Genomic DNA, 17,858 nt, shown 5'->3' with positions numbered 1-17,858 from the left:
TTTGTTCATTGGTGTTTCTTTGTGTTTCTTTGTTGGTGAGTCTGGCTTTTACCTCGGCCGAGAAGTCACAAAGCGCGCCGAGAGTAGCAGCTTTGCCTAGGGCCGACCAGAGCCAAAATAGGCCTCTATAGTCACTTTTGTGACGCGAGAATAGAAAGCGGTCATTTTAGAGCAAAAATTCTATACAGGCTTGAAAGCCCCGGATTTTGGGCCCTCCCCCCCTTAAAAGCTTCGCGGGCAAGTCGGATCGCCGCACCGCTCGCTCCACAGGTTTTGCGTCGTTCACTTACTTTGTGAACAACACTGAACCTATGGGAGTGTGGCTTGCCTCGGGCCGCGTTCCGACGATCCCCGCGAAGCGCGGCCATTCACCTCAAGCGATATCACGCAACTCCCGCCGCAATATCTTGCCCACCGGCGTCATCGGCAACGACTCACGCAAGACGATGTGCTTGGGTACTTTGTACGCCGTGAAGTTCTCCTTGCAGTACGCCTTCAGTTCTTCAAGGCTGACTCCCGATTCACGGGCCACCACAAACAGCTTCACCGCCTCCCCCGAACGCTCGTCCGGCACACCGATCACCGCGCAGTTGGCGACTTTCGGGTGCGCCATCACCACGTCTTCGATCTCGTTTGGGTACACGTTGAAACCCGAGACGATGATCATGTCTTTCTTGCGATCGACGATGCGCACAAAACCGTCCGGGTCGATCACCGCGATGTCACCGGACTTGAACCAGCCTTCTGCATCCAGCACTTCGTCGGTGGCTTCGGGTTTCTGCCAGTAACCTTTCATGATCTGCGGGCCTTTGATGCACAGTTCGCCGCGCTCGCCCAAGGGTTGCTCGACGCCTTCATCGTTGATGACCTTCAGCGTGGTGCCCGGCACCGGCAGGCCGACTGTACCGATGCGCGACTGGTCGCCGTAAGGGTTGGTGCAGGCCACGGGCGAGGTTTCGGTCAGGCCGTACCCTTCGGTGATACGGCAACCGGTGAGCTGTTCCCAGCGTTCGGCGGTGGCCTTGACCAGCGCGGTGCCGCCGGAGTTGGTGAGTTTGAGGCTGGAGAAATCCAGAGTCTTGAAGTCCGGATGGTCCATCAACGCGACGAACAGCGTGTTTAGCCCCAGCAACGCCGAGAAACGCCAGTTCTTCAGTTCCTTGATGAAACCCTTGATGTCCCGCGGATTGGTGATCAGCACGTTGTGGTTACCGGTCACCATCATGCACATGCAGTTCGCCGTGAAGGCATAGATGTGGTACAGCGGCAGCGGCGCGATCATCACCTCTTGCCCCTCGCGCAGCAGCGGCTGACCGTCTTTGCCGAACTGACCCAGGCACGCCCGCGCCTGCTGCATGTTCGCGACCAGATTGCCATGGGTCAGCATCGCGCCCTTGGCCAGCCCGGTGGTGCCACCGGTGTATTGCAGCACGGCGATGTCGTCGAGGCCGGCATTCAGCGGCTTGATGCCCAGGCCCCGGCCCAGACGTAGCGTGTTCTTGAAGGAAATCGCCTGCGGCAAGGAATATGCCGGGACCATCTTCTTGACCTTGCCCAGCAGGTTATTGATCAGCCAGCCCTTGGCGGCGGGCATCAGGTCACCCATCTTCGCTTCGATCAGGTACTGGATGTCGGTGTCGGGCAGCACCTCCTGGACTTTTTGCCCGAACATGTTCAGGTACACCAACGCCCGTGCACCGGAGTCCTTGAACTGATGACGCATCTCCCGCGCGGTGTACAGCGGGTTGGTGTTGACCACGATCAGCCCGGCGCGCAGGGCACCGAACACGGCAATTGGGTAATGCAGGACGTTGGGCATCTGCACCGCAATGCGATCCCCCGGGACCAGGTCGGTGTGAGCTTGCAAGTAAGCGGCGAAGGCTGCGCTGTAGCGCTCCAGTTCGGCATAGGTCAGGGTTACGCCCATGTTGCTGAATGCCGGGCGGTCAGCAAATTTTTTGCAGGAACGCTCGAACACCTCGATCACCGACTTATAGGCCCCTTGGTCGATGTCCAGGGGCACGCCGGCCGGGCGTTTGTCATTCCAGAAATCAGGTTGCATTGTTTTTATCCTCTTTACCTGAACCTATCCGGGGCCGCTTTTCTGTCCTTTCTCTCTCATCCCTCAAAAAGCAGAAAGCGAAAAGCGGGGCTTCACGGACACTAGCAGCTATGGCGAATCAGGCAAATATGCGCACGGGCGTCATTGACCGTGTGAATCTTGGTGCCGTGGCGTGGCCTGATCAGACGGCACGCTAAGGATGCGCTATACAATGCAACGACGCCCATGCCACATGCAGCCCTATGCAAAGGAATCGCCATGATCCACGACACTTTTTGGCTGATCGCGAGTGACCGCAGCCGCCTTTTCGTTAACCAGTGGCTGCCAACCACTCCACTCAAGGCAGTGATCCTGTTGGCCCATGGCATGGCGGAACACAGTGGTCGCTACGCCCGTCTGGCGGAAAAACTCTGCGATCAGGGTTACGGCGTCTATGCACCAGATCAGCGTGGACATGGCAAAACTGCCGAAAACGGGACACTCGGCCATTTCGCCGACACCGATGGCTGGGGCAAAGTGGTGGGTGACCTGGCCTGCCTCAATCAGCACATCGGCCAACAGCATCCCGGCGTGCCAATCGTGCTACTCGGCCACAGCATGGGCAGCTACATCGCCCAGGCCTATCTGCTGCATCACAGCGCCAGCCTGCACGGAGCCGTTCTCAGCGGTTCGAACTTCCAACCGGTGGCGCTCTATCGCACGGCGCGGCAGATTGCGCGATTAGAACGTTTGCGCCAAGGCCCGAAAGGTCGCAGCGCGATGATCGAATGGCTGTCGTTCGGTTCGTTCAACAAAAAATTCAAACCGGTGCGCTCGCGGTTCGACTGGCTCAGTCGCGATCCGGCGGAGGTCGATCTGTACGCCAACGACCCGCTCTGTGGCTTTCGCTGCACCAATCAGCTATGGATCGATTTGCTCGGTGGGTTGCAGCAAATCAGCAAAGCGTCCAATCTCGCTCAGATTGATCCGGGCCTGCCGTTGCTGGTCATTGGCGGTGAATGTGATCCGGTGAGCGAAGGCAAACGTCTGAAAGATCTGGCCCATGCGCTGCGGGCGGCCGGCAGCCAGAGCCTGCAACTGACTATTTACCCGCAGGCACGGCATGAACTGTTCAACGAGAGCAACCGCGATGAAGTGATCAATGACGTGTTGAACTGGATCGCCCAGGCGTTGAGCCATCGCCGGCCACCCAGATCGGAATAGTTTTTTTTGTGAATTTATTTATTCGTGACAGGAATTGAAACAGATGACCCAGGTTACCAACACCCCTTACGAAGCCCTTGAAGTCGGCCAGACCGCCAGCTACAGCAAGACGGTCGAAGAGCGCGACATTCAGCTATTCGCCGCGATGTCCGGCGATCACAACCCGGTGCACCTGGACGCTGAATTCGCCGCCGGCACCATGTTCAAGGAGCGCATCGCTCACGGCATGTTCAGCGGTGCGCTGATCAGCGCTGCCGTTGCCTGCGAGCTGCCTGGGCCGGGGACTATTTATATCGGTCAGCAAATGAGCTTTCAGAAACCGGTGAAGATTGGCGACACGCTGACCGTGCGTCTGGAGATTCTCGAGAAACTGCCAAAATTTCGTGTGCGGATTGCCACTCGTGTGTTTAACCAGCGTGATGAGTTGGTGGTGGATGGTGAGGCGGAGATTCTAGCGCCGCGTAAGCAGCAGACTGTGTCGTTGCCGACCCTGCCTGCGATCAGCATCGGCTGAACCGCCTGATCGTTCCCACGCTCTGCGTGGGAATGCCTCAACGGACGCTCCGCGCTCGGCTGTTGATGGGACGCGGAGCGTCCCGGGCTGCATTCCCACGCAGAGCGTGGGAACGATCATTGCTTAGCGGTTACCCTCTCCAACCTGCACACTCGCCGTCATCCCCGAACTCAAATTAATCCCCTCCGGCAACTTATCAATCTTGATTCTTACCGGAATTCGCTGTGCCAGCCGTACCCAGTTAAACGTCGGTTCCACCTCCGCCAACAACTGCCCATCCGGCGTGGTATTGCGATCAGTAATCCCGCGACTGATGCTGTCGACATGCCCCTGTAACGCTTCCCCCGCGCTCATCAACCAGACCTTCACCGGATCGCCGACGCGAATTCGCGGCAGTTTGGTTTCTTCGAAATACGCCTGCACATAAAAAGTCGAATCGTCGATCAACGCCATCACCGGTTGCCCGGCATTCACGTAGTTGCCTTCAGCAAGGCGCAGGTTGGTGATGTGGCCGTTGCGGGGCGCGTGAACCTGGCTGCGGGCGAGGTTGAGTTCGGCGACCTTGGCTTCGGCCTGAGCTTCGCGCAGTTCGCCACGGGCGATGCCGGCGTTGATCTGTGCGTTCTCGCGCAACTCGGCACTGATCGCTTGCGGCCCGAGGCTGGCACGGCGACTGGCTTCGCGTTCACGCAGATTGAGCTGCTGCTGGCGTGTCTGGACCACCGCTTGAGACTTCTCCAGCGCGGCTTCGAAACGCTCGCGGTCGATACTCAGCAATAAATCGCCGGCCTTGACCTGCTGGTTATCAAAAGCCTTGAGCTCACGCACCCAACCCGAGACGTCCGGAGCGATCACCACCACGTCGGCGCGAATCCGCGCGTCCCGGGTCCATGGGGTAAGCATGTAGTACTGCCACAAATGGAAGCCGGCAAAGATCGCCGCCACCACCAGCACCAGGGTCACCGCGACACGTAGGGGTGTACGCATTTTCAACTCCTTATAAAGGTCCGAGGACGACGGTGATCAGGGTCAATACACAGACGTACAAGGCGCAATCAAACAATGCTTCGTGCCAGATCCAACGGCCCCCCGGCGTCAAGCGCAAGAGCATGCGCAAGGCCCCGGTCACGAGCAGCGCCAGCAACACATAAATCAGAAATGGACTGAGCAGCACGCCGCCCACCGACCACTCACGCAAGCCCATGGCTTTGCTCCTGTTGACGGCACCAGACGCGCCAGCTGCTTTGCAATTGCAGCACCGCGCCTTGGGCCAGTTTCACGGCATCGCTGGGGGGCAACGCATACAAAGTCTTCAAGAATTCTTCACTCGGGAGAGCCAACGCCTCGGCGCGCTTGCCGGCCGGGCCTTGCTCGAGGATTTTTTCCAGCTGTTCGAGATAACGCCGCTGAGGCGCACTGACCGGCAGCTGCGCCACCGCCAGACTCAAACGCAAATGCAGCAATTCGTCGCCGATATCCAGGCCGAGCAAGCCATCGTCCCAGCGGCTGCGCGCCGGTTCCGGCAACTCGGGATAGTGCCGCGCCAGTTGCAACAGGCGATCGGCCATGCGCCCGCCAAACCAGCTTTCGGCACCGCGCAGATTACGCCGGGTAAGGCGCACCAGATCGTGGAGGGTCGCCGTCAGCAAGCGTCGACCGTGCCACGCCGGGTTGCGCAGGATCAGCAAGTGGAAGGCCAGCACGGCGGCGCCAACACCGACCACGATGGATTGAGCGCTGTTGAAGAACGTCGCGACATCGAATTTCATCGCATTGAGCGGCGAGACCAACACGACGAAGTGCAGACAAAATGAGGTGGCCGTCGCACCGATCTGCGGCTTGGCCATGCCCAGCGCGCCGAGGAACAACGGCACGCCCATGCCCATGCAAAGCAACGCAAAACCACTCCATTGCGGCAGCAGAATCTGCCCGACGATAAACGCAGCCGGAATCGCCAGGAAGATCCCGCGCATAAAACTCATGCCGATCTGAGCGCCGTTCTCGCGGCTGGCAAACAGGCTACACACCACGCACGTCAACAGCAGCGCGCCGGAGGCAGCGGGCCAGGCGGTCGCCAACCAGAAGCACGAGACCACCAGAAACGCCAACGCACTGCGGGCACCAAACACCAGCGCCAATGACAGGTCGCGGTGCGGTGTCAGGGTTCGTGGCGGGTCGACCGTTTCCTTGCCCTCCTCAACGGCGTTCAACGCGACGCCGGCCGCCATGGCGGTATCGAGCAACAAGGTGAAACGGGCCAGGCAGTAACTCTGTGCGGAGCTGATGTGCGGGGCGTGAGAAGCGTCGAGCAACCTCGGACGCAGCGCTTGCAGGGTCGCGGTATCCGGGCTGTTGAGCGCCTCTTGGACCTCGGTCATCCAAGGCCACAGTTGCTCGGCTTCCTGGGGTTCCAATTGCTTCCATTGACGGCGCGCCGAACGGGCGATGCGCAGCAGCATCAACAGCTTTTGGCTCAAGCCGCTGATCGCGCGTGCTCGTTGCCGCCCCAGGCTTCCTTCAAACCAGGCATGCTCGCGCTGGGCATCGACGGCGACGATTTTCCCGAGGATTTCCAGCAAGCCTTTACGCGCCTGACCATCACCGGCCAGGGTTGCACGCGCAGCGCTCATGCCGCTTTGCCAGGCTGCCCGCGCCTGATCCGCCAGTTGCCGTTCGACCCGCATCGGCCAGAGCAACGCACTGGCGGCGGTGGCGCAAAGTATGCCCAGGCAGATTTCCGTGCAGCGAGCCACGGCCTGATCGAACACGGTCAGAGGATGGGTGATGGCCGGCAACGCGATGATCGCCACCGTATAACCCGCCAGCACGAATGAATAAGACCAGGCGCTGCGCAGCAAGGTCGAACTCGCCGTACACAGCCCCAACCATAACGCCAATGCCAACAAAAACAGCCAAGGCGTCTGGGCGAACAACCCCATGAACACCACTGACATGATCGTCCCGACCAACGTACCCAGCAATCGCGCCAGGCCCTTCTGTACCACCATCCCCGACAACGGCTGGGCGACGATGAACGCCGTCATCAAGGCCCAGGCCGGTTGCTCCAGGCCCCAGCGCAATGCCAGCCACAGCGCCAGGCCGCCGCCGATCAAGGTTTTGATCGCGAACTGTAAGGCGCGGCGGTCAGGCGCGAACAAAGCCTGCAAAGTGATAGGCACGTAATGGACTCTTGGAAAGACGATTTAACGATAGTCGGGTTCGGTTCAGTCACTTGAAAAACAAATTATTAGCTAGCTAACTATCATCCGTCCAGTGCTAATTCCCGGACACAAAAAAACGCCAGACTGGCTGGCGTTTTTGACAGACAACGAACGCTTACGAGCGAGCGCGAGCCTGGTTACGCAGGGCTTTCACCTGATCGTGGTTGCGTTGGACGCCGTGGTATTGACGCTCAACCAGGTCACGAATGCCCACCAGGTTGTGTTTGTTGATTTTTTCGATGGCTTCTTTGTAAGCCTTCAGTGCATGGTCCTCGCCCCGTTCAGCTTCGTTCAGCACGGCTTCTTCATCCTTGCCGGTGAACATCGCTTTCACGTCGACCCAGCGACGGTGCAGGTCACCGCTGACACTGGTGGAGGTTTCCGGATCGCCACCCATGGAACGTACAGCGGCCTGCAATTCAGAAGCAGCCTTGGCGCAGTCAGCCGAGCGCTGTACGAAAAGGGCTTTGAGTTCCGAGTGTTTGATGTCTTCAGCGCAAGTCTTGAACCCTTCCTGACCGTCTTTACTGGTTTCAATCAGGTCGTTGAGTACAGAGATGGCTTCTTTATTCATGTCGGTCATTTTCAATTCCTCACGGGTTGATGAAAGATGCAATAGGTATTGCACCCTGCATGCCAGCTTTGAATTGACAACTTATCCCTTATATTTCAATTAGTTATTGTTTAACACGAAATCTGTATCCGCTTTATTTGCATGATCTGTCATTTGGCCTCCATGCAGAATGCCTGTATTTTCCAGACTGTTTGAATCAAGACGACTGATGATGAACCCTGAAAAGCTCGAACTGCTGGTTACCCGTGAAATGCCCTTCGGCAAATACAAGGGCCGGATCATCGCCGACCTCCCCGGCCAATACCTGAACTGGTTCGCTCGTGAAGGTTTCCCCCATGGTGAACTCGGCGGCTTGCTGGCCTTGATGCAGGAAATCGATCACAACGGCCTGTCGGAGTTGCTCGAGCCGCTACGCGCCAAACATGGCAAACCTGCCCCGCGCCACTGATTCTCCCCAGACCGAGTAGCCCATGCCCGATAACACCCGCCGCGCCCGTGATGAACAATTCTGGAAGACCTTTGCCGACCGCTACGCTGTCGAACCCGGGCCCATCAACCTGGAAAACGGTTACTTCGGGCGTATGTCCCGAACGGTGGTCGAGGAGTATCAGCGCAACATCGAACTCATCAACCGCAGCAATTCGGTGCATGTGCGCCAACGCTTCGAGCAGGGCGAAAGCCTGGAGATTCGCAAACAGCTCGCCGAGCTGATGGCCGTACCCGAGGAAGCCGTCGCCCTCACCCGCAACGCTTCGGACGGTCTGCAATCGCTGATCCGAAACTACAATCAGCTTCAACCGGGCGACCAGGTGCTGATGTGTGATCTGGAATACGACACGGTCAAAGGGGCCATGCGCTGGCTGGCGCGTAATCGCGGCGTCGAGGTGATCGAGATCGAGCACCCGCACCCCGCCAGTTTCGACAGTTTGCTGGCCACTTACCGCGAAGCCTTCGTGCGTTATCCGCGACTCAAAATGATGGCCCTGACCCACGTTACCCATCGCAGCGGGTTGGTCATGCCAGTGCAGGCGATCGCTGCGGCCGCCAAAGAGCGTGGCATCGACGTGATCCTCGACGGTGCCCATGCACTCGGCCAGTTCGAATTCAATCTCGATGAATTGGGCATCGCCTTTGCTGGCTACACCCTGCACAAATGGATCGGTGCGCCGCTGACCCTGGGCTTCATTTACATCGCCCCCGAGCGCCTGGCCGACATCGACCCGGACATGGGCGAGATGCATTTCCCGATCACCGACATTCGCGCCCGCACCCCGTACAGCACACCCAACATCCCGGCGCTGCTGACCCTGCCGCTGGTGTTCGAGGAACATCGGGCCATGGGCGGTTCCGCCGCCAAGGGCGCTAGGCTCAATTACCTGCGCAACCGGTGGGTGAGCGCGGTGCGTGAACTGCCGGGGATCGAAGTCATGACCCCGGACGACCCTCGACTGTATTGCGGCATCACTTCGATGCGCTTTACCCGGCATGCCGATCAACAGTCGATGGTCGAGCGACTGCTCAAGGACTACAACCTGTTTACCGTGGCGCGAAGTGGTGCCGCGAGTGGTGCGTGCATTCGCATCACGCCGGGGCTCACTACCACGGCTGCAGACATGGATTTACTGGCCCGGGCGCTGACCGAACTGCGCTGACGTCACACGGTGTACTTGTCGAAGTCCTGGGGCTTGATCAGCGTCGACACCGCGAACGTGTCGATAGCGATGGTCATGTGCCCAAAAAATCCGTCTTCATTCGAGTCTCGACCCAAGGTGTGAACGTTCAGGGTCGAAGCTTTGCCACCCATGCTTTCATAGAAAAAGTCTTGATCGTTCGTCAGCGGCGAAACGGCTCGCCCCCGGTACTCCCGGGCGTTAAGTACCGAGCGCGAGGCCACCTCGGGAAAATAAAGCTGGCCGACCCAGGCGACATGCCGCTCTTCCAAATAGTTATTGCCTTCCATAATGCGTACGACGACGTGAATGTGCAGTGCACGGCCGGCATAGAACCCCGGATAGATCGTAGTAAACCGCACAACGCCTTTTTTGTCCGTGAATTGCCCACCACGCAAGTAGGTGTCGTCGTCGGTGCGCGGGATCGAGCCGATGTCATCGACGTCGACTTCCTTATCCGGATTGACCTTGCTCCAGCCCGAATACGCACCGCGCGCATTGCAATGCCAGATATCCACCAATGCATCAGTCACCGGTTGACCGGTCATGGCATCGATGATCATCAGCCGCAGCACCAAGGGAATGCCATCGGCGCCTTCGCTGATATTTCGTCTGATCAATTTCGGATTTCGAAAATACGGGCCGGCGATCTGTTCGGGTGACAGCTGGTAAACCGGGGGTGCGGGTGTAACCGAGGTGTTGTCGTCCATGACGTTCTCTCTTCCATAAGATGAACGCAGGTTATGACGGGGCCAGGCTCGATGTGCGGTAACTATGTATCGCTTTTACAGGTTTTCATCAGGCAAAAAAAAACGGTGCACCGACCAAGCGCACCGTAAAGCCGTAGAACACACAACGAAGTGTTTAGTAAAGCTGATCAGTCCAGCAGCGCCAGTGCCTCGGCGGTGCATTCCTGAATGCGGGCCCAGTCGCCGTTCTTGATCCACTCAGGATCAAGCATCCAGCTACCGCCCACGCACATCACGTTTTTCAACGCCATGTAGCTCTTGATGTTGGCCGGGCTGACGCCGCCAGTCGGGCAGAATTTCACTTCGCCGAACGGGCCGCCCAGGGCTTTGATCGCCGCGACACCGCCGCTGACTTCCGCCGGGAACAGCTTGAAGCGGCGGTACCCCAGGCCATAACCTTCCATGATGCCGGAGGCGTTGCTGATGCCCGGCAACAGCGGAATCGGGCTGTTGACGCTGGCTTCCAGCAGGTCACGGGTGATGCCCGGCGTGACGATGAACTGCGAACCGGCCGCTTCGGCAGCCGCCAGCATGTTGCGATCCAGCACAGTACCGGCACCGGTCACCAGTTCCGGGCGTTGCTCGCGCAGAATCTGGATAGCCTTGAGGCCGAACTGCGAACGCAAGGTCACTTCCAGGGCTGTCAGGCCACCGGCCGCGAGGGCGTCGGCCAGCGGCAGGATGTCCTGCTCGCGAGCAATGGTGATCACCGGCAGAATCCGCGCCTTGGCGCAGAGGTTGTCGATCAGGGCAACTTTGTCCGCCATGGAAACGGTCGGGGCTGTGTTTGTCATAACGGCTGATCCTTGGCTCATGGGCACCAGTAAATCTCTAACGTAGGTTGCAGAAACGCGCGAATCGGCATGGCGGCGACATCGTCACCGGCCAATGCGGCACTCAAGGTGGTCAGCTTGGACTGACCGGAAATCGATAGAACGGTGAACTGGGCCGAGGCCAGAAGCGCGCGACTCATGGTCAGGCGCTGATGCGGCACGGTCGGCGCCAGCATCGGGTAGCAATGACGTGTGCCGTCGGCTTTCAAGGCATCGATCAGGTTCGGACTGTTGGGAAACAACGAGGCCGTGTGGCCGTCGTCGCCCATGCCCAGCACCAGCACGTCAATCGGCGGCAACTCGGCGAGCAAACGGTCGGCCTGCTCGGCTGCCTGTTCAAGGTTGGCGGTGGCGCTGTAGAGGCTCAGAAACTTTGCCTTGGCCGCCGGACCTTGCAGCAGATAGCGCTTGAGCAGGCCGGCATTGCTGTCGGCGTGCTCTACCGGCACCCAGCGCTCGTCGGCCAAGGTCACGACGACTTTGGACCAGTCCAGTTTCTGCTTGGCCAGGTTTTGGAAAAACGCCACCGGGCTGCGTCCACCGGACACCACCAGCGTCGCGGTGCCGCGAGCGTCGATGGCGTCACTCAGTTGCCTGGCCACATTCAGCGCCAAACCATCGGCCAGCAGCACCGGGCTCTTGAACTCATGGGCGCTGACGCCCTGAGGAAGTTTCAATTCAGATATCGCCATACCACGACCTCCCATCCCGCGTGATCAGAGCAATGGAGCTCATCGGTCCCCAGGACCCGGCCGCGTACGGCTTGGGCGCATCACCGGATTTTTTCCACCCGGCGATCAACTGGTCACACCACTTCCACGCGGCTTCGATTTCATCTTTACGGACAAACAGGTTCTGATTGCCGCGCATCACTTCCAGCAACAACCGCTCGTAGGCATCGGGAATCCGTGCGCTGCGATAAGTGTCGGAAAAATTCAGCTGCAACGGACCGCTGCGCAGCTGCATGCCCTTGTCCAGGCCTTGTTCTTTGGTCATCACGCGCAAGGAAATGCCTTCGTCCGGTTGCAGGCGGATAATCAGCTTGTTGCTGATTTGCAGGCGCTGCTCGGGAGCGAAGATGTAATGGGACGGTTCCTTGAAGTGGATGACGATCTGCGACAGCTTCTGCGGCATGCGCTTGCCGGTACGCAGATAAAACGGCACGCCGGCCCAACGCCAGTTGCGGATATCGGCACGCAAGGCGACGAAGGTTTCGGTGTCGCTTTGGGTATTGGAGTTAGGCTCTTCCAGGTAACCGGGGACCGATTTTCCTTCGCTATAGCCGGCGATGTACTGGCCGCGCACCACTTGAGTGGTCAGGCCTTCCGGGCTGATCGGCGCCAGTGCCTTGAGCACTTTGACTTTCTCGTCACGAATACTGTCGGCGGACAGGTCGGCCGGCGGGTCCATGGCGATCAGGCAGAGGAGTTGCAGGAGGTGATTCTGGATCATGTCCCGCAGCTGACCGGCCTTGTCGAAGTAACCCCAGCGACCTTCGATCCCGACCTTCTCGGCCACAGTGATTTCCACGTGGGAGATGTAATTCTGGTTCCACTGGGTTTCGAACAGACTGTTGGCGAAACGCAGGGCGATCAGGTTTTGCACCGTCTCTTTGCCCAGGTAGTGGTCGATGCGGTAGGTGCGGTTCTCCGGGAAGAACTGCGCCACGGCGTCGTTAACCTTGCGCGAGGATTCCAGGTCCGAACCAATGGGTTTTTCCAGCACCACGCGGGTGTTTTCGGTCAAACCAACCTTCGACAGGTTCTCGCAGATCGCGCCGTAAACGGCTGCCGGTGTCGCGAAGTAGGCAATCACTCGCTGGGCGCTGCCTGCCATTTCGGCCAGGGCGACGTAATCGTCAGCCTTGAGGAAATCGACGTGCAGGTAACTCAGGCGGGCCAGAAAGCGTTCGACCACGGCTTCGTCCAGCTCATTGTCACTGACGTATCGGCGCAGCTCGGAGGCGATAAACGCCAAATGCTGCTGCTCGCTGCCAGGTTCACGGGCCAGCGCGATAATTCGCGTGTCCTCGTGCAAGAGGCCTGCGCCATCGAGTTGATAAAGGGCAGGAAACAGCTTGCGCAGGGCCAGATCGCCGAGGGCGCCGAACAAGGCAAAGGTGCACGGTTCAACCGTAATCGAAGGCATGATGTTTGTTCTTTTATCAAGTTAAGCTACAAATACCTTTTTTCAAGGCATCACTCAAGGGAAAATGTAGTAATAACCACAACATTTTCGCAAAATACTGATTCCGAGTGGTGGTCGGTCGGAGCCATCAGTAGGATAGGCCACCGTTTGGGGCCCGATCAAAGTCCCAATTTGCATAGCCGAACGCTTATTTGCATAGCAAAGCTCCTTTTCGTAGGTGAACCAAGGAACCCCATATGGACCGCGTGCGAAATTTACTGGAACAGATCCAGAATCGCCTTGAAGACCTGAACAAGGCAGAACGCAAAGTCGCCGAGGTGATCCTGCTCAACCCACAGCAGGCCACCCGATTCAGTATCGCCGCCCTCGCCCAGGCCTCAAAGGTCAGCGAGCCGACGGTCAACCGTTTCTGCCGTTCATTCGGCGTCAGCGGCTACCCGGAACTCAAGCTTCAATTGGCCCAGAGCCTGGCCAGCGGTGCGGCGTATGTCAGCCGGGCGGTTGAGGCCGACGACAATCCGGAAGCGTATACCAAAAAGATTTTCGGCAGCGCTATCGCCTCGTTGGACAGTGCGTTGCAGGCGCTTGACCCGAACCTGATCAGCCGCGCCGTCGATCTGTTGATCCAGGCCCGACAGATCCACTTCTTCGGCCTCGGCGCCTCGGCCCCGGTGGCGCTGGATGCGCAGCACAAGTTCTTCCGCTTCAATTTGGCCGTCACCGCCCATGCCGACGTGCTGATGCAGCGCATGATTGCGTCGGTGGCGCATACCGGCGAGTTATTCGTGATCATTTCCTACACCGGCCGCACCCGCGAACTGGTGGAAGTGGCGCGTATTGCCCGGGAGAACGGTGCTTCGGTGCTGGGTCTGACGGCCGAGGGCTCACCGCTGGCCAAGGCCAGTACGTTGAGCCTGAACATTCCGCTGCCGGAAGACACCGACATCTATATGCCGATGACGTCGCGGATCATTCAGCTGACGGTGCTGGATGTGCTGGCGACCGGCATGACCTTGCGTCGGGGTGTGGACTTCCAACCGCATTTGCGCAAGATCAAGGAAAGCTTGAATGCGAGCCGGTATCCGATTGGGGATGAGTTCAACTAATCCAAATCTCCGTTGACTGCGCGGGCCTCTTCGCGGGCAAGCCTCGCTCCTACAGGGAAATGCGAACCTCTGTAGGAGCGAGCGGTGCGGCGACCCGACTTGCCCGCGAAGGCGTCAGCCGCAACACCGCAGGATCAAACCCCAACCCGAGCCTGCAAACTCAAATGCGCCCTCTCCCCCGGCGCTAGGCTCAGGCTATCGGTCCCGCCACTTGCGGCTTCAACGCAAACAAACTCCGACATCTCATTCCAGCTCACTCCCAGCAACGGTCGCGAGCCCGGATGCCAGACCACCGTGTCCGCATCGTCACCGGTATCGATGCACAACTCCCGCTGCCAGGCATGGTCCTTGAGCTGTAATTCGCCGTCATGCTGGAACACCCGCTGGCAGCCACCCTCTACCCGCAACTCGCCTTCCTGATGACAAATCTGACGGTTCAACTGGTCGTAACCCTGTGCTCCATCGAGCCCAGACAGCGCTACCTCGCCGACGTCGCCAATACGCCAATAGGCGTGCAACGCCTGACTCAATTGGCACGGCAGGCTGTCCTGATGCTCGGTACTCAGGCGTAAATCCATGCGTTCGCCCAAGTGCGCGTGCAGGTCCACTTGCCAGTCGCACAACTGAAGTTGCCAGTGCAGGCGCACGCCATCGTCATCAGTGCTGCTGTCCAGAAGCTTCCAGTCGATCAGCCGTGCCCAACCATGGGAAGGCCAGGCGTTTTCGCTCGGATGACGTCCATACCACGGCCAGCACACCGGAACGCCGCCACGAATCGCACCGACCTGCGGCCACTTCGCCGCGCACCAGAGCCAGGGTTTCTGGCCCTTTGGCTGAAAATGCAGCAACTGCGCCCCCTGCCGACTGAACACCGCCTGACACAGCGGATGGTCGATAACCAGCACGTCGCGCTTCTGATAGCGCTCCCACGCAAACACCGGACGTTCGCGCAAGGATTTGAAGAAGCGTTGTAGCGGATGCTCATGCATGTGCCACGGTCCTGAAAATCACCCGGGGTGCGCCGCCCCAAAAAAAAGCGGACAGCCAAGGCTGTCCGCAAAAATGCGCACATAGAGAGGAGCTTATCGCAACAGCGTTAGAACACCGACTGAATTTTCAGGCCTGCGACCAGCGCGTTGTCGACTTCATCCACACCGCCCGGATGAGTGATGTATTGCAGGTTAGGACGCACGGTCAGCCAGTTGGTAACGTGGAAGCCGTAGTTGATCTCGTAGTTGTACTCGGTGGTACGCAGTGGCGAGAACAGTGGATCCTCGTAGTCGGTGACACCATTGGAGGCGTTGACCAACTCGGCGTTTTTCTTCACGTCATCGTTGACATGGATACGGGCGAAACCGATACCGACGTCATCTTTGGGACGTGCATCGAACGGGCCCTTGTACACAAACATCAACGACTGGTAGTTGTCGACGACGTTGGTGTCCTTGTCGTGGAAAGTGGCGTTGGCTGCAATGTTCAGACCACGGCTCTTGTCACCGTTGTGGTCGGTCAACTGTTGCTGCGCCACGAACCAGTAGCCGGACTTGCTGCTGTGGCTGCGATAGGCGTTGCCGCTGGTTGCCGCATCATTGCCGTTGTCGTCTTTACGAACGTCATCGGCCTTGGCCGTGCTTTTGTAGTAACCGACACGGTATTCGCCCGGCAGGTTGTTAGGGTTAGGCAACCAGACCAGTTCGACCGGCAAAACGGTGCCTTTGGTACCACTGCCGCTGAGCTTGAAGCCGTTACCGTGCTCCAGTTGCGACGGGTTCTGGTTGTACGCGCCGATCTGCGCATAGAACTCAGGCGAGATGTTGTACTTCACGCGGACAGCGGCCTGGCTGACTGGCCAGTTGTACCAGATGTTGGTCGCCCAGTTACCCACTTGGGAACCGCAGAATGCCAGGTTCTGGAACTCGCATGGGAAGGTGTTGAAGTCTTCGCCTTCGCCGAAGTAACCGGCTTTGACGTCCAGTTTTCCGTCGAGGAACTGGTGCTTGATCCACAACTGGGTCAGACGGACCATATGGCCGCGGCCGTAGACTTCCTGGGAGGAACTCAAGGTGCCGGCACGCGGGTCGCCGACACGATCATTGGAGATGTTCTGACCGTTACGGTTGGTGAACTGGATCTTGGCCTGGGTGTTATCCCAGCCCCACAATTTTTGCAGGTCCAGTGCCACGCCCAGGCCAAACTGGTCGGCGTAACGCGCCGTCTTGTCGTTGTTATAGCCGCCGTGGAGGTTGCCACCCACTTCACCGACGTAGTCCATCTTGATGTCGATACCCTGCTCGATCAGCTTGGTCCGCTCGCCACCCCAATCACCGGTCATCCACTCGGAATCGGCGCTGAACGCTTCAGCCGCGTGCACACTACCGGCCAGCATCATTGCCGCAATGGCTGACAATTGGCAGATAAGCCGAGCGTTGTTGTTCTTCTTCATCCCTACATCCTCGTTTTATTGTTATTAACTGTTTTTATCTAACGCGGTTACATCGGTTGCGAAGAGCAATAAGCCGCTCACCGCATATCCCCTTGTAGGAGCCAGGCTTGCCGGCGAAGGCGTCCCTGAAATCGCTTTCGCCGGCAAGCCTGGCTCCTACAGTTTTTGATCTTCAGCGGCCTTTGAACTGAGCGACGTTGGCACTGTGAGTTTCGGTTTTAGGCTGACCGGCCACCCCCAGGCGTTCACCGGTCTTGGCATCGAACAGCAGCACTTTCGATGGGTCGAATTGCAGGGTCAGGGTCTCGCCCACGGCCGGCGCAACGTCCGGCGCCAGACGGCAGCAGACTTTGGTTTCGTTGAGATTGACGAACACCAGGGTGTCGGGACCGGTCGGCTCGGTGACCTGGACTTCGGCGCGAATGGTCGGCAAACCGTTCAGCTCGTTGCCCGCCAGCACGATCTGCTCCGGGCGCATACCAAGTATCACTTCGCGGTCTTCAAGACCGGCGTCCTGCATGCCCAACGGCAATTCGCAGCGCGCCTGTCCGCTGTCGAGCAGCGCCACCAGACGACCGTCCTTGCGTTGCAAACGCAGCGGGATGAAGTTCATCGGCGGCGAACCGATGAAACTTGCCACGAACAGGTTGGCCGGGTTGTTGTAGATGTCTTTCGGCGTGCCAAATTGCTGAATGATCCCGTCCTTCATCACCGCCACTTTGTCGCCCAGGGTCATGGCTTCGATCTGGTCGTGAGTCACGTAAACCGTGGTGGTTTTCAGGCGCTGATGCATCAGTTTCATTTCGGTGCGCATCTCGACGCGCAGCTTGGCGTCAAGGTTGGACAGCGGTTCATCGAACAGGTAGATCTTCGGCCGCCGCGCCAGGGCACGACCCATGGCCACGCGCTGTTGCTGACCACCGGAGAGCTGGCCGGGTTTGCGGCTGAGCAGATGTTCGATCTGCAACAGCTTGGCCACGCGAGCGACTTCTTCGTCGATTTCGGCGGCCGGCATTTTGCGAATCTTCAGGCCGAACGCGATGTTGTCCCGCACGCTCATGGTCGGGTACAGCGCGTAGGACTGGAACACCATGGCAATGTCGCGATCTTTCGGACTCATGCCGCTGATGTCGGCGTCGTCCACCAGGATTGCGCCGCCGCTGATGTTTTCAAGTCCCGCGATGCAGTTCATCAAGGTGGATTTGCCGCAGCCGGATGGGCCGACCAGGATCAGGAACTCACCGTCATCGATCTTCAGTTCGATGTTTTTCAGGGTATCCGGCAAACCGGCGCCGTAGGTTTTGTTGACGTTGCGTAATTCGAGAGTTGCCATGT

Annotated in this window: 17 protein-coding genes; 5 read left to right on the top strand and 12 right to left on the bottom strand. The window is 58.8% G+C overall.

Going from position 1 to position 17,858, the window contains the following annotated elements:
- Positions 1–373 precede the first annotated feature (373 nt).
- Entirely contained in the window at positions 374–2,062 is a 1,689-nt protein-coding gene (gene fadD2 / locus ACYZT0_RS03540; protein ID WP_462044647.1) for a long-chain-fatty-acid--CoA ligase FadD2, read from the bottom strand.
- Between the two features lie 258 nt (positions 2,063–2,320).
- On the opposite strand from fadD2, the gene ACYZT0_RS03535 reads away from it, so the two are divergent.
- Together ACYZT0_RS03535 and ACYZT0_RS03530 are read left to right on the top strand one after the other, a co-directional pair.
- Positions 2,321–3,265, top strand: a complete 945-nt coding sequence (locus tag ACYZT0_RS03535; RefSeq protein WP_462044646.1) for a lysophospholipase — start codon at positions 2,321–2,323, stop codon at positions 3,263–3,265.
- A gap of 43 nt (positions 3,266–3,308) precedes the next feature.
- Positions 3,309–3,779, top strand: coding sequence for a MaoC family dehydratase (locus tag ACYZT0_RS03530; RefSeq protein WP_461977697.1), 471 nt, complete (start codon positions 3,309–3,311; stop codon positions 3,777–3,779).
- Positions 3,780–3,902: 123 nt separating this feature from the next.
- Here ACYZT0_RS03530 and ACYZT0_RS03525 read toward each other — a convergent pair whose 3' ends face one another.
- The 4 genes from ACYZT0_RS03525 to ACYZT0_RS03510 all read right to left on the bottom strand — a co-directional run bounded on the left by ACYZT0_RS03525 (position 3,903) and on the right by ACYZT0_RS03510 (position 7,583).
- Entirely contained in the window at positions 3,903–4,766 is an 864-nt protein-coding gene (locus tag ACYZT0_RS03525) for an efflux RND transporter periplasmic adaptor subunit (RefSeq protein ID WP_462044645.1), read from the bottom strand.
- A gap of 10 nt (positions 4,767–4,776) precedes the next feature.
- Positions 4,777–4,983, bottom strand: a complete 207-nt coding sequence (locus ACYZT0_RS03520) for a DUF1656 domain-containing protein (protein ID WP_462044644.1) — start codon at positions 4,981–4,983, stop codon at positions 4,777–4,779.
- Entirely contained in the window at positions 4,970–6,958 is a 1,989-nt protein-coding gene (locus ACYZT0_RS03515) for an FUSC family protein (RefSeq protein ID WP_462044643.1), read from the bottom strand. The genes ACYZT0_RS03520 and ACYZT0_RS03515 overlap by 14 nt, the downstream gene beginning before the upstream one ends.
- A gap of 157 nt (positions 6,959–7,115) precedes the next feature.
- Positions 7,116–7,583 (bottom strand): ferritin-like domain-containing protein, encoded by a 468-nt coding sequence (locus tag ACYZT0_RS03510; RefSeq protein WP_462044642.1) that lies wholly within the window; start codon positions 7,581–7,583, stop codon positions 7,116–7,118.
- A gap of 202 nt (positions 7,584–7,785) precedes the next feature.
- Here ACYZT0_RS03510 and ACYZT0_RS03505 point away from each other — a divergent pair, with 202 nt between their 5' ends.
- Together ACYZT0_RS03505 and ACYZT0_RS03500 are read left to right on the top strand one after the other, a co-directional pair.
- Positions 7,786–8,022: a DUF3820 family protein gene (locus ACYZT0_RS03505; protein WP_128870220.1), complete on the top strand. Its 237-nt coding sequence runs from the start codon at positions 7,786–7,788 to the stop codon at positions 8,020–8,022.
- 22 nt (positions 8,023–8,044) lie between these two features.
- Positions 8,045–9,226: an aminotransferase class V-fold PLP-dependent enzyme gene (locus ACYZT0_RS03500; protein WP_462044641.1), complete on the top strand. Its 1,182-nt coding sequence runs from the start codon at positions 8,045–8,047 to the stop codon at positions 9,224–9,226.
- Between the two features lie 2 nt (positions 9,227–9,228).
- Here the strand turns inward: ACYZT0_RS03500 and ACYZT0_RS03495 are convergent, their stop codons facing one another.
- From ACYZT0_RS03495 to zwf, 4 genes are all read right to left on the bottom strand, one after another.
- On the bottom strand, positions 9,229–9,954 hold the full coding sequence (locus tag ACYZT0_RS03495) for an intradiol ring-cleavage dioxygenase (protein ID WP_462044640.1): 726 nt from the start codon (positions 9,952–9,954) through the stop codon (positions 9,229–9,231).
- A gap of 167 nt (positions 9,955–10,121) precedes the next feature.
- Positions 10,122–10,787 (bottom strand): bifunctional 4-hydroxy-2-oxoglutarate aldolase/2-dehydro-3-deoxy-phosphogluconate aldolase, encoded by a 666-nt coding sequence (locus ACYZT0_RS03490; protein ID WP_462044639.1) that lies wholly within the window; start codon positions 10,785–10,787, stop codon positions 10,122–10,124.
- A 17-nt stretch (positions 10,788–10,804) separates the two neighbouring features.
- Positions 10,805–11,518 (bottom strand): 6-phosphogluconolactonase, encoded by a 714-nt coding sequence (gene pgl / locus ACYZT0_RS03485; protein WP_462044638.1) that lies wholly within the window; start codon positions 11,516–11,518, stop codon positions 10,805–10,807.
- Positions 11,505–12,974 carry a glucose-6-phosphate dehydrogenase gene (zwf, locus tag ACYZT0_RS03480; RefSeq protein ID WP_462044637.1) on the bottom strand — a complete coding sequence of 490 codons (1,470 nt, stop codon included), beginning with the start codon at positions 12,972–12,974 and terminating at the stop codon, positions 11,505–11,507. The genes pgl and zwf overlap by 14 nt, the downstream gene beginning before the upstream one ends.
- A gap of 245 nt (positions 12,975–13,219) precedes the next feature.
- Here zwf and ACYZT0_RS03475 point away from each other — a divergent pair, with 245 nt between their 5' ends.
- On the top strand, positions 13,220–14,080 hold the full coding sequence (locus ACYZT0_RS03475) for a MurR/RpiR family transcriptional regulator (protein ID WP_177318169.1): 861 nt from the start codon (positions 13,220–13,222) through the stop codon (positions 14,078–14,080).
- A 134-nt stretch (positions 14,081–14,214) separates the two neighbouring features.
- Here ACYZT0_RS03475 and ACYZT0_RS03470 read toward each other — a convergent pair whose 3' ends face one another.
- The 3 genes from ACYZT0_RS03470 to ACYZT0_RS03460 all read right to left on the bottom strand — a co-directional run bounded on the left by ACYZT0_RS03470 (position 14,215) and on the right by ACYZT0_RS03460 (position 17,856).
- Positions 14,215–15,069: a D-hexose-6-phosphate mutarotase gene (locus ACYZT0_RS03470; protein WP_462044636.1), complete on the bottom strand. Its 855-nt coding sequence runs from the start codon at positions 15,067–15,069 to the stop codon at positions 14,215–14,217.
- A gap of 107 nt (positions 15,070–15,176) precedes the next feature.
- The gene (locus ACYZT0_RS03465; protein ID WP_462044635.1) at positions 15,177–16,523 is read right to left on the bottom strand and encodes a carbohydrate porin; all 1,347 of its coding nucleotides are present in this window, start codon (positions 16,521–16,523) and stop codon (positions 15,177–15,179) included.
- 172 nt (positions 16,524–16,695) lie between these two features.
- On the bottom strand, positions 16,696–17,856 hold the full coding sequence (locus ACYZT0_RS03460) for an ABC transporter ATP-binding protein (protein ID WP_462044634.1): 1,161 nt from the start codon (positions 17,854–17,856) through the stop codon (positions 16,696–16,698).
- Between the last annotated feature and the right edge of the window lie 2 nt (positions 17,857–17,858).

This window comes from Pseudomonas sp. ZS1P83 (assembly GCF_054897825.1).
The sequence above is the reverse complement of the archived record's forward strand: the minus strand, read 5'-3'. Positions and strand labels throughout refer to the sequence as shown.